Source organism: Frankia sp. BMG5.23 (assembly GCF_000685765.2).
GTDB lineage: Bacteria > Actinomycetota > Actinomycetes > Frankiales > Frankiaceae > Frankia > Frankia casuarinae.
In genome coordinates this window covers 161,714-173,115 of record NZ_JDWE01000005.1, presented here as the reverse complement: position 1 = coordinate 173,115, position 11,402 = coordinate 161,714, and the positions used below count along the sequence as shown (strand labels likewise).

Below are 11,402 nucleotides of genomic sequence, written 5' to 3'. Positions count from 1 at the left end.
GGTGCCGCCGCCGCCGGTGCCGCCGCCGCCAGTGCCGCCGCCGCCAGTGCCGCCGCCGAGAGAGCGGCCGACCGTGCCGGTCCGGACCTCGGCCCGGCCGCGGGCCGGGGGGGTGGGTATCACCGGAGAGAGCGGAGGGAACCGCCGCGGTCGCCGACGGACGACGGTGGGCGATCCCAGGCTCGAGCTGGTCGACCTGGGCGGGTTCCGCGGCGTGGCGGCGATCTCAGTGATCATTTTTCACGCCTATCAGTTCTGCCGCGGGGATGGCAACACGCCGTACGCGGGTACGTTCCTCGGCCAGGTCCTCGGCGCCTTCGACGGGATGATCAGTTGGTTCTTCCTGGTCTCCGGGTTCCTGCTGTATATGCCGATGGCGAACCGGGTCAGGGCCGGCCGGACCCAACGGTCACCCAAGAACACGCTCATACGTCGTGGACTGCGGATTCTTCCGCTGTACTACACGGCGCTCATCGTCGTGTGGGCGGCGCGTAATCCCACTCTGCCCGGCGACTGGATCGACCTGGTCGAACACCTGACCTTCACCCAGGTCTTCGACAGCAAGCGGGTGTTCTACACGATCGGCCCGGCCTGGTCGCTGGCCGTCGAGGTCTACTTCTATCTATACCTCGCCCTGGTCGCCGGCTGGCTGCGGCGGCAGACTCATCGACTACCCGAGGCGCATCGCTGGCGGCGGCTCTGCCTGCCGCCGGTCCTGCTGATCGTGGTGTCCGCCGTCTGGATCGTCTATGCGGTCTACATCGTGCGGGCTCAGCACGACCAGTGGGCGTACTGGTTCTCGCCGCAGAACTATGCCGGCAACTTCGGCCTCGGAATGATCACTGCGGTTCTCTATGTCCGATGGGGTCGGGAGCGGCCGTTGCCCGCCCTGCTCGCGTGTGCGTTGCGGTTTGTCGCCGCCGGGCTCATCATCGCCGGCGCGCTGGTCCGGGGGCACACCGCGGCATCGTTCGAGGCGTTCTCCACGCTGAATTCAATCGGTTTCGGTGTGCTGTTCGCCGCATCCGTGCTGGCACCCCGCGACACGCTGTGGCGCCGGTTCTTCGCCACCCCGGCATTCGTCTGGCTCGGCATGATCAGCTACAGCGTGTATCTGTGGCATGAGCCGATTCTGCTGCTGGTGCTGGACCGGCACGGGCTGGTCAGTCATGCGCCGTCGGCGTTTCCGTGGGTGGCCGCCATGCTGGTCACGGTCGGCGTCCTCGGTGGATGGATCAGCTACGTCGTCCTGGAGAAACCGGGCCGCCGGCTGTCCATCCTGGTGGAGAAGCTCCGCCGCACCCCGGTGTCCGCCTCGGTGTCCCCCGCCTTGGTGTCCCCCGCCTTGGTGTCCCCCGCCCCGGTGTCCACCCCGGTGCGACCGGCACGGCCAGTTCCCTGACGTGGCGTGGCGCAGGCTTCCCGGTCTGCGCCGGCTGCGCTACGTGCGCCGGCCGCGCGCGGATCGTCTCCCGTTGGAGGCCCCGTCGTCCCCGCAGGCGCGGGGATCTTTCCAGTGATTTCCTGTCTTCAGGGCTGGGAGAACGCACAGCTCAATAATCAGTAAAACGAATCAGGCAAGCCGTCAACAGCATTTCTACGACGGCCGATGTCACGTCCAAGCCCCCATGAACGGGCTCATTTCGCAAGGTGCTTGAATGGGGCTGTCCATTATATCTGGGATGGGAGTCTTCATGGATGATGAGTTCTTCGGTATGATATGGGGGAAGTCGGCGGAGAAGGCGGGGGGATCGATGCACCTGCTCCTCGGCCATCTTCTGGATACGGCGGCGGTGGGCGAACTTGTCTGGGATCGTTTCCTCGCATCCACCATTCGGGATCGTCTGGATGATTGCAGCGATGGTCGCGGGCGGTCTCTGTTCGCGCTGTTGTGCGGCCTGCATGATGTCGGTAAGGCCACGCCGGCCTTTCAGATGAAGGACGAGGGTTTGGCGCAGCGCGTTCGGGCTGCCGGGCTTGGCTGGCGAGGGGTGACTCCTCAGCAGGGCCGGCAGTGGCATCACGCGCGGGCGGGGGCTGTCATCGTCCGCAAGTATCTCCCGCAGGTCGGTTGGAGTCGGCCGGGGTGTGACTGGGTGTGGCCGCTGGTCGCGGGCCATCACGGCCTGATACCGGACCGTGGCCGTCTTGTGCACAAGCCCGCCGTCCACGGCGCCGGACCGTGGCTCGACGTCCAACGTGCGTTCGTCGACCGGGTGGCCGGCGACCTCAACGTTGACCTGGCTTCCTTTTCGGAGCTGCGAACACCATCCCGCGGAGGTCAGCTTGCCCTATCCGGGATGATCATCATGGCAGACTGGGTCGCGAGCGACAAAGAGCATTTCGGTGGGCTGTCGGATCTGGCGGAGATCTCGATGAAGGGCTCGCGGGAGCGTGCACAGCGAGCCTGGGCACAGTTGGGTCTGCGTGGCGGGTGGCGCTCCGACCGGCCCGCACCCGGCAACCAGTCTGACCTGGTGCACCACAGATTCGGTAAGCCAGCCCGGCCGGCGCAGCGCGCCGCGGTCCAGGCCGTGCGGGAAATGCCCGGCCCCGGGCTACTGATCCTGGAAGCGCCGATGGGTGAGGGGAAGACGGAGGCGGCGCTCGCCGCCGCGGAGGTACTGGCCGGCAAGGTCGGTGCGGATGGGGTGTTCGTCGGAATGCCGACGCAGGCGACGAGCGATCCGATGTTCAGCCGGGTCCGCGGCTGGCTCACCGCGGTGGATCCCGAGGTTCCGATCGGCCTACTGCACGGCCGGGCTCGTTTCAACAAGGAGTGGGCGGCACTTCGGTCGCAGGTCCGGTTCGTCGACGTGCATGACGATCTCGACGAGTATGGGATGGCCGACGATTTCGGTACGGGTACGAGCGGCCCGGGTCGTCGCGACGCACCGCTGGCGGGCGCCGCGGCGGCCGCGGAGTGGTTCTTCGGATCGAAACGGGGGTTGCTCGCTGCGGTGACGGTCGGCACGGTGGATCACCTGCTGCAGGCGGCGACCCGGACGAAGCATGTGATGCTACGGCACGCCGGCCTGGCCGGCCGGGTCGTCATCCTTGACGAGGTACACGCCTACGACGTCTACATGGCGCAGTTCCTGTTCGAGGCGTTGCGCTGGCTCGCCGACACCGGCGTGCCGGTCATCGTTCTGTCCGCGACGCTGCCGCCGGTACTGCGTGCACAGCTCGCCGGCGCCTATCTGCAGGGCGCCCTGCAGCGCCCCGATGTCGACCTCGCCGATCTGCCGCGGCCCACCGGCTACCCGAGCACCACCGCGGTGTATATGGCCGACGGGAAGCCCCGGTTTTCCGTGACGTCCCAGTCACCCTGGCGTGAGTCCGTGCCCGTTGCGGTAGAGATCCTGGCAGAGCCCACCGACTTCGCCCCGGTGAGCATCGCCGCCGCTGTCTCGGCGGAGGTGAGCGAGGGCGGCTGCGCTCTCGTCGTGTGTAACACCGTCCAGCGGGCCCAGGTCGTCTACGCCGAGCTGCGGACGACGTTCGGTGATGACGTGGTGCTGCTGCACTCCCGGTTCACCGCAGCCGAACGCGCGAGCCGTACGGAAGACGTCGTGGACAAGCTCGGCCCCCCCGGACGGGAGAACGCCCAGGACCGGCCCGCGCGGCTCGTCGTCGTGGCCACCCAGGTGGCCGAACAGTCGTTCGACGTCGATGTGGACATCCTCGTCACCGATCTCGCCCCCATCGACCTTCTGCTGCAACGGGTCGGCCGGCTGCATCGGCATGACCGGCCGACCGGGCAGCGACCGGCCCGGCTTCGCGACCCGAAAGTGATCGCCAGCGGTCTGCGGCTGCCCGACGGGGCTGTGCCACTCTGGCCCGCCGGTAGCCGGGCCGTGTACGGGGATCATCTACTGCTGCGCTCCGCCGCTCTCGTCGCCGAAGCCGCCACGGGTGGTGGATGGTCGATTCCCGCCGACGTGCCCGGCCTCGTCGCTCTCGGCTACGGTGATGAGCCTCTCGGTCCGGCGCGCTGGGCTGATGCCGCGGCCGAGGCCAGGCAGGAATGGGAGGCCAAGGAGCGTCGTCGCCGGGTGAACGCCACCGGATTTCTGCTTTCCGGCGAGGACGGTCTGGGCCTGACCACGCTCGAGGGTCTGCACGACAAGGCGACCGCGCCGCTGGAAACCGAGGAACGCCTCACCGCGGTCGTCCGTGACAGCGACGAGTCCGTGGAGGTCGTCCTCGTCCGCCGCGGACCGGCCGGGTATCTCACGCTCGCGGGCCGATCGCTCGGGCACATCGGCGAAGTTGCCGTGTCTGACGACGCGGTCCTCGAAGAGGTCGTCGGAGCCACCATCCGCCTGCCCGCGAACAAGGAGATCACCGCCGCGGCGCATGCCGAACTGACTCCCCTGGCCGGCTGGGACGGCGACTCCTGGCTCCGCCGCACCCGCGCCCTGATTCTCGACGATCGCATGTCGGCGATCCTCGGGGGGCGACACCTGACCTATGACAACAAGCTCGGGCTGAGCCTCGCGCCTCGACCGGCTGCTGATACTCGACCGGCTGCTGGTAAAGGGTGAACTGCCGGACCGGGGCAAGGTGTTGATCTTCTCGGCGCTCAAGATGGGACGGCTGACTCCCATGCTCCGAGACAAGGCGAATCCGTGCAGATATACCGGTTCACCCCATACGTCACTGTATGTGCTACTTTCGGTGCGAGGCGGGAGCATGGGCACCGTTCGGCCAGTTATCTGGTCGCCATGGGTTAGGAGATCCTTGATGTGGCGACGCCAGATGTCCATCTCCTAGCAGGAGCCGCACGATCGGTAGCAGCCGACGTGCCGCGCCGTCGCGGTCGACCAAAACTGTCGGTGGCCCTTGGTACATCTCGGCTGAGCCACCGACGGTCGGCGCAGGCCGGGGCCTACGAACGGGGGAATGAGTGAACGGTTTCAACCTGATCGATGGGCAATGGATCCCAGTGATCAAGCGGGGGCGGCGCCTGGAGGTGGGGATCAGGAAGGCGCTCGTCGACGCTCACACGATCGACGGGCTGGCCCTTGATGATCCGCTCGAAGCCGTGGCGGTGCTGCGTCAGGTCCTGCTGCCCGTCGTCCTGGACGTGTTCGGCGCCCCCCGTACCGACGAGGAGTGGTCACAGCGGTGGGAGGCTGGCTGTTTCGACCGGATTATCAGGAAAGATCGGGCTGAGGATGAGGAGGGCATCGAGTCGTATCTAATCCGACAGGCGGCACGATTTCATCTGTTTCATCCGACGGCTCCGTTTGCGCAGGTCGCCGGGTTGCGGACCGCGAAGGACGAGACGAAGCCGGTGTCGCTGCTGGTTCCGCGGCTGGCCTCGGGGAACAATGTTCCGCTGTTCAGTTCCCGGACCGAGAACGACCCTCCGAGCCTGACGCCCGCTGCGGCGGCACGGGCGTTGCTCGCAGCCCATTGCTGGGACACCGCCGCGATCAAGACCGGAGCGGCGGATGACCCGAAGGTCAAGACGGGGAAGACGATGGGGAACCCGACCGGGCCGCTCGGGCAGTTCGGGATCGTCCTGCCGCTGGGTGAGACGCTCTTCCATACGCTGATGCTCAGCATCCCCGTCCTGCGGCACGGTCTGCGGCAGAAGGACCGGCCGCAATGGAGATCCGAAAGCAGCGCCACCTCCCGCTGGGAGACTCGCGCCCCGGAAGGGCTACTGGATCTGCTGACCTGGCAGTCGCGGCGGATCCGGCTCGTGCCCGAGGCAGACCCGACGGCTGTCGAGGATGTCTCGGTCCGACGGGTGGTGCTCACCGCCGGTGACCGGCTCACCGGATCGGTGCACGCACTCGAACCGCACACGGCGTGGCGGCAGGTTGACAAGCCCAAAGCCGACGAGCCGCCGGTCCGTCCGGTGCGGCATCAGCCGGGCCGGTCGGCCTGGCGCGGGCTGGAGGCTCTGCTGACCACAACGCCCTTGTCGAGTGACAAAGTGTTCGCGCCGACGGCGCTGTCGCAGCTCGCCCGGCTGCGTGACGACGGCTATGTCCCCGATGATCTGCCACTGCAGGTACTGACCGTCGGGGTGAAGTACGGCACGCAGTCGGCGGTGATCGACGAGGTAATGGCCGATGAGATTCCCCTCCCGGTCACCGCGCTGGCACGGGACTCCGCGGTCCGTGAGACCGTGCTGGCGGTGGCGGCCCAGGCCGAGAGCCTGCGGATCGCCGCCAACCGTCTCGGCGACGATCTTCGTGAGGCTGCCGGTGCGACGGACAAGCTGCCGTGGGACAAGGGCCAGCGGCTCGGAGAAATACTGATCCACAGCTTCAATCCGACGGTGCACCGGCTGCTAGCCGGGTTGCAGCAGCATCCGGAGGACGCCAAGCGGGCCGAACTTGCGTGGCGGATCCTCGCTCGGCGGTTGGCGTGGGAGGTCGTCGACCCGGTGTTGTCCGCTGCCGGTCCTGAGACGTTCCTGGGCCGCGATCCCGGTGAGCCGTTCGGCGCCCGCCTCGCCGGCGCCGAGATGTCATTCCGGCGCACGCTCAACGACGTGCTCGGCAAGGACGAGGACAACCGGCTTGCTCTGGCCGCCGCCTGATTCCCACGACCCGTCAGGAAGGTCTGATGACCGAGGTAACCGCGGCGCCGTCCGCATCGTCCACATCATCCGAGACGACATCGCCACGCGAGACGACATCGCCACGGCACTTCTGGGAACGGGACCATAAGGGCGACCGGCCCGACGGGGCGGATTTGGCCGTGTTGCGCCGCGGTGTTGGCCGCGAGCCTGGCAGCGTCCCGGAGATGTGGCGCTACTACTCCACGCTCACCGTCGATGGCCGCAGAACCTGGTCCCTGACCGCGGAGCACGTCGCGCTCACCTTGTTCGCGGTGCACCAGCAGTCCCTGCCCACTGCGGCGTATCAGCCTGGCATCGGGCTCGGCGAGGCTGCTCTACGCCTGCGTAGCAGCGACAAGTTCAGTCCTGAGGCGGTCGACCGGCGGTTCAACGCCGTGGCCACCGCCACCACCCTGGACGAGGCCGCCTACCACCTGCGTGGTCTGGTCCGCCAGTTCCGCCAGGTCCCCGTCGGTCTCGACTACACCCAACTCTGGCGGGACCTCATCGCCTGGCAGACCCCCGAGCGGATCGGCGACGTACGCCGCCGGTGGGGAGCCCAGTACTTCTACCGGCCCCCGAAAGACAAAGCCGCTACCCCGGCCGCCGCGTCCGGCACTTCCTGATCTTCCGTCTAACCTCCGGCGTTGCCTCCGCGCACCGGGGCTTTCCCGTCCTGACCCAGCAGAAAGAGGCATCTACCAATGCGCTGCTACATCGACGTCCACATCCTGCAGACCGTCCCTCCGTCCAACCTCAACCGAGATGACGCCGGTACCCCGAAACAAGCCGTCTATGGCGGGGTGAAGCGGGCCCGGGTGTCGTCCCAGGCCTGGAAGCGGGCGACGCGAACCGCCTTCGCCGACCACATCGATCAGGCCCAGCTCGGAACACGCACCAAGCGGATCTCCGCGCTGCTCGCGGAACGGCTCGCAACCCGCTGCGCGCTCGACGCGGAAACCAGCACCCGGATCGCCACCAGCCTTCTGACCGCTCTGAAGATCAGTGCGGGGAAGAAGGCGGCGGAGACCGCCTATCTGCTGTTCTTTGGCCGTCCCCAGCTCGAACGGCTCATCGACCTCATTGTCGAGGATGTGCCGCGCCTCGCCGATCTCAGCGACGGCGATCTGCTCGCCGCGGTCAAGGATGTGCCTGTCCTGGCTACTCTCGGCAGCGGGCATCCGATCGACGTCGCGCTGTTCGGGCGGATGGTCGCCGACCTGGCGTCGTTGAACGTCGACGCGGCCACCCAGGTCGCGCATGCCCTGTCCACCCATGCCGTCGACGTCGAGTTCGACTACTACACCGCCGTTGACGACCAGAACGCCAAGGACGAGACCGGCGCCGGGATGATCGGCACGGTCGAGTTCCAGTCCGCGACGCTGTACCGGTTCGCCACCGTCGGCCTGCACCAGCTCGCCGAGAACCTCGGCGGTGACATCGAGGCGACCGTCGAGGCGCTACGGGTGTTCCTCACCGCGTTCACCACCTCCATGCCGACCGGCCATCAGAACTCCTTCGCCCACCGCACCGTGCCGAACCTGCTCACCATCGCGATCCGCCCCGACCAGCCGGTCAACCTTGTCTCCGCGTTCGAGAAGCCGGTACTGCCCCGTGGCCGGGGCGTCCTCACCGGATCCCTCGAGCAGTTCGCCATCGAACTCAACAGCGCGTCGACGCTGTGGGGCCTCCAGCCCGACATCCTCGCCTCCACCTACCGCGCCCCCGACGACACCAACACCAACACCGACACCACGGCGATGATCGTCAAGGCGCTCGGCGAGCCGAAGCCGTTCGACGAGGTTCTCGACACAGTGGTGGCTGCCGCCCGCGACCGGCTCATGAGCAGCGTCCGATGAGCCAGGACCCGCCCCGCCACTGCCTGGTGCTGCGCCTCGCCGGCCCCCTGCAGTCCTGGGGTTCCCGCAGCATGTTCAACCGCCGCGACACCCTCACCGAACCGACGAAGAGCGGGATCATCGGGCTGCTCGCCGCCGCCCAGGGCCGCCGGCGCACCGACCCGATCGAGGACCTCCTCAGCCTCACCCTCGGGATCCGCACCGACCAGCCCGGCACCCTGCTGCGCGACTACCACACCGTCAGCGACTACCGCGGCCGGCCGCTACCCTCCGCCGCGGTCAGCGCGAAAGGCCTCCAGAAACCGACGTCCCCGGCGAAGCACACCCACGTCACCGAGCGGTTCTACCTGCAGGACGCCGTGTTCGTCGCCGCCCTCGCCGCACCCGAACCGGTGCTCACCACCCTCGCCGACGCGCTGCGCACCCCCGCCTTTCCCCTCGCGCTCGGCCGCCGCGCCTGCCCGCCGACCCACCCCCTCCTCCTCGTTCCCGACAGCGAGCCGGACACCGCTTTGTGGTCGGGCAGCGCCCTGGAGGTCCTGCGGCAGGTGCCGTGGCAGGCCAGCCCCGACCACCGCGACGCCCTCGCCCGGCGCAGGCCACCCCGCCTCCGCCGCATCGACCTACCCGTCACCGTTGACGACCCAGACGGGGACGACGTCCGGATCGACCTGCCGACCACCTTCGATCCCCACCAGCGAGGGTTCACCAGCCGCCGGGTCCACCAGAGCTGGGTCCACCTCCCACCCCCCTACGAGCTCACCGACGCCGACAACGTCGAGGGCACCACCCCGCACCACGATCCTTTCGCGATTCTCGGATGGTGACCGGACCATGACCTACCTGTCCCGGATCTGGCTGAACCCGCTGCGCACCGGCGCCCAGGCGCTACTGAAGAACCCCCAGCGCATGCACGCCGCCGCCCTCGGCGGGCTCAGCCGCCAACCCGTCACCGAACGGGTCCTGTGGCGACTGGAAACCGGTGAAGGCCTCCGTGGAGCAGACCGACCGCACCGCGCCGAAGTCCTCGTTCTCACCGAATCCACGCCGTCCTGGGAACACCTCATCGAACAGGCCGGCTGGATCCACACCGACGAACCCCAGGTCCTCGTCCGCGACTACCAGCCCCTGCTCGACCGCCTCCACACCGGCCGCGAATTCCGCTTCCGGCTGCGCGCGAACACTGTCAGCGCCACCCGCACCCCCGACAATCCCTCCCCTGCCCAGAAGGAACACCTCGCCGCCCCCCGCCCCCGCGGTGTCCGCGTCGGCCACCGCACCGCCGCCCACCAGACGACCTGGCTCACTGACCGCATCGACCGCTGGGGATTCACCCTGCTCACCACCGCCGACCTCGATGGCCCCCGCAACCAGCCCGACGGCCCCGGCGACACCGACGAGCCGGCCCCCGCGCTACGGCTCACCGCCCGCGAACGCCTCACCTTCCCCAAGAAAGCCAAGAACACCGAGAAGACTGGCCGCCGCGTCGTCCTCAACACCGCCACCTTCGAAGGCGCCCTGCGCGTCACCGATCCCGCCCGCGCCCGCGCCACTCTCCTGCACGGCGTCGGCCCTGCCAAGGCCTACGGCTGCGGGCTGATCACCCTCGCGCCCCTGCACACCGAACAGGCCGGCCGCTGACATGTGGTGGCTGTCCAATCCGCAGGACCTGCACCGCGTCGAGGACCGCGTCTCCACGCTCTACGTCGAGAAATGCCACGTTGACCGCGACGACAACGCCGTCGTCCTGGTCAACAAGGAACGCACCGTCCGTGTCCCCGCCGCGTTCGTCGCCACCGTCCTGCTCGGTCCCGGAACCCGCATCACCAGCGCCGCCGTGCGCCTGCTCGCCGACTCCGGCACCGCCCTGTGCTGGGTCGGCGACCGCGGCGTACGCATGTATGCCGCAGGACTCGGACCCAGCCGCGGCGCCGGCCTGCTCATGCGCCAGGCTTACCTCGTCACCCGCACCAGCGAACGCCTTGACGTCGCCCGCCGCATGTACGCCAAACGCTTCCCCGACGACGACGTCACCACCGCCACCATGCAACAACTCCGCGGCCGGGAAGGCGCCCGCATCAAAAAGATCTACCGCGATCACGCCACCCGCACCGGCGTCACCTGGAACAAACGCGTCTACACCCACGGCGACCCCTTTGCCGACAGCGACGACATCAACCGGCTCCTGTCCGCCGGACACAGCTGCCTCTACGGCATCTGCCACGCCGCCATCGTCGGCATCGGCGCCAGCCCCGCCCTCGGATTCGTCCACACCGGAGCCGCCACCTCCTTCGTCCTCGACATCGCCGACCTGTACAAAGCCGACTACACCATTCCCCTCGCCTTCGACCTCGCCGCCGCCGGCCTCACCGACGAGCGCGACATCCGCACCGCCTTCCGCGACAAAGTCGCTGACGGGCACCTCATGGCCCGCATCATCCACGACATCAAAGACCTCCTCATCGAGGAAGGAACCCGAGATAACGACGAGGACGCACTCCACTTGTGGGACGAGCTCGACGGCCACGTCCCCGGCGGCGTCAACTGGGCCGCCGACCTCGCCGACCAGACCGACGACACCACCATCCTCGGTGTCACCGGACCCGACACCGACCAGCCACCCCCACCCTGGTGACCGTCATCGTCCTCATCGCCACCGCCGACGGCCTCCGCGGCCACCTCACCCGCTGGATGATCGAAATCTCGGCGGGCGTCTTCGTCGGCAACCCCAGCGCCCGCGTCCGCGACCGGCTCTGGACCCTGCTCTCCCAACGCGTCGGTGACGGCCAAGCCATCATGATCGAACCAGCCACGAACGAACAAGGCTGGGCCGCCCGCACCGCCGGCCGCAACCGCACCCAGCCCGTCGACTACGACGGACTGATACTGTTTGCCCGATCTCGCCGATAAACCCGCAGGTCAGCAAGTGTCGTCCCCGCACGCGCGGGGATCTTCCTCAG

At 68.3% G+C, this 11,402-nt stretch carries 9 protein-coding genes; all 9 read left to right on the top strand.

Going from position 1 to position 11,402, the window contains the following annotated elements:
- The first annotated feature begins 166 nt into the window (after positions 1-166).
- The 9 genes from BMG523DRAFT_RS04125 (at position 167) to cas2e (ending at position 11,352) form a co-directional block, all read left to right on the top strand.
- Entirely contained in the window at positions 167-1,402 is a 1,236-nt protein-coding gene (locus BMG523DRAFT_RS04125; protein ID WP_235462849.1) for an acyltransferase, read from the top strand.
- Positions 1,403-1,658: 256 nt separating this feature from the next.
- Positions 1,659-4,547, top strand: a complete 2,889-nt coding sequence (locus BMG523DRAFT_RS04120; RefSeq protein WP_043590426.1) for a CRISPR-associated helicase/endonuclease Cas3 — start codon at positions 1,659-1,661, stop codon at positions 4,545-4,547.
- Between the two features lie 362 nt (positions 4,548-4,909).
- The gene (gene casA / locus BMG523DRAFT_RS04115) at positions 4,910-6,562 is read left to right on the top strand and encodes a type I-E CRISPR-associated protein Cse1/CasA (RefSeq protein WP_011434494.1); all 1,653 of its coding nucleotides are present in this window, start codon (positions 4,910-4,912) and stop codon (positions 6,560-6,562) included.
- A gap of 26 nt (positions 6,563-6,588) precedes the next feature.
- The gene (gene casB, locus BMG523DRAFT_RS04110; RefSeq protein ID WP_011434495.1) at positions 6,589-7,209 is read left to right on the top strand and encodes a type I-E CRISPR-associated protein Cse2/CasB; all 621 of its coding nucleotides are present in this window, start codon (positions 6,589-6,591) and stop codon (positions 7,207-7,209) included.
- 78 nt (positions 7,210-7,287) lie between these two features.
- Entirely contained in the window at positions 7,288-8,442 is a 1,155-nt protein-coding gene (cas7e, locus tag BMG523DRAFT_RS04105) for a type I-E CRISPR-associated protein Cas7/Cse4/CasC (RefSeq protein WP_043590425.1), read from the top strand.
- Complete coding sequence (cas5e, locus tag BMG523DRAFT_RS04100; RefSeq protein WP_043590422.1) at positions 8,439-9,269, top strand: type I-E CRISPR-associated protein Cas5/CasD; 831 nt, start codon at positions 8,439-8,441, stop codon at positions 9,267-9,269. The genes cas7e and cas5e overlap by 4 nt, the downstream gene beginning before the upstream one ends.
- Positions 9,270-9,276: 7 nt before the next feature.
- Complete coding sequence (cas6e, locus tag BMG523DRAFT_RS04095) at positions 9,277-10,083, top strand: type I-E CRISPR-associated protein Cas6/Cse3/CasE (RefSeq protein ID WP_043590420.1); 807 nt, start codon at positions 9,277-9,279, stop codon at positions 10,081-10,083.
- A gap of 1 nt (position 10,084) precedes the next feature.
- On the top strand, positions 10,085-11,077 hold the full coding sequence (gene cas1e, locus BMG523DRAFT_RS04090; RefSeq protein WP_011434499.1) for a type I-E CRISPR-associated endonuclease Cas1e: 993 nt from the start codon (positions 10,085-10,087) through the stop codon (positions 11,075-11,077).
- Positions 11,074-11,352 carry a type I-E CRISPR-associated endoribonuclease Cas2e gene (gene cas2e, locus BMG523DRAFT_RS04085; RefSeq protein ID WP_011434500.1) on the top strand — a complete coding sequence of 93 codons (279 nt, stop codon included), beginning with the start codon at positions 11,074-11,076 and terminating at the stop codon, positions 11,350-11,352. Before cas1e ends, cas2e begins: the two co-directional genes overlap by 4 nt.
- The last annotated feature ends 50 nt before the right edge of the window (positions 11,353-11,402 follow it).

Excerpts from the sequence above, each read along its gene's own strand:
- casB (WP_011434495.1), top strand. The coding sequence starts at position 6,589 with ATGACCGAGGTAACCGCGGCGCCGTCCGCATCGTCCACATCATCCGAG.
- cas5e (WP_043590422.1), top strand. The coding sequence starts at position 8,439 with ATGAGCCAGGACCCGCCCCGCCACTGCCTGGTGCTGCGCCTCGCCGGC.
- cas6e (WP_043590420.1), top strand. The coding sequence starts at position 9,277 with ATGACCTACCTGTCCCGGATCTGGCTGAACCCGCTGCGCACCGGCGCC.
- cas1e (WP_011434499.1), top strand. The coding sequence starts at position 10,085 with ATGTGGTGGCTGTCCAATCCGCAGGACCTGCACCGCGTCGAGGACCGC.
- cas7e (WP_043590425.1), top strand. The coding sequence starts at position 7,288 with ATGCGCTGCTACATCGACGTCCACATCCTGCAGACCGTCCCTCCGTCC.
- BMG523DRAFT_RS04120 (WP_043590426.1), top strand. The coding sequence starts at position 1,659 with ATGGGGCTGTCCATTATATCTGGGATGGGAGTCTTCATGGATGATGAG.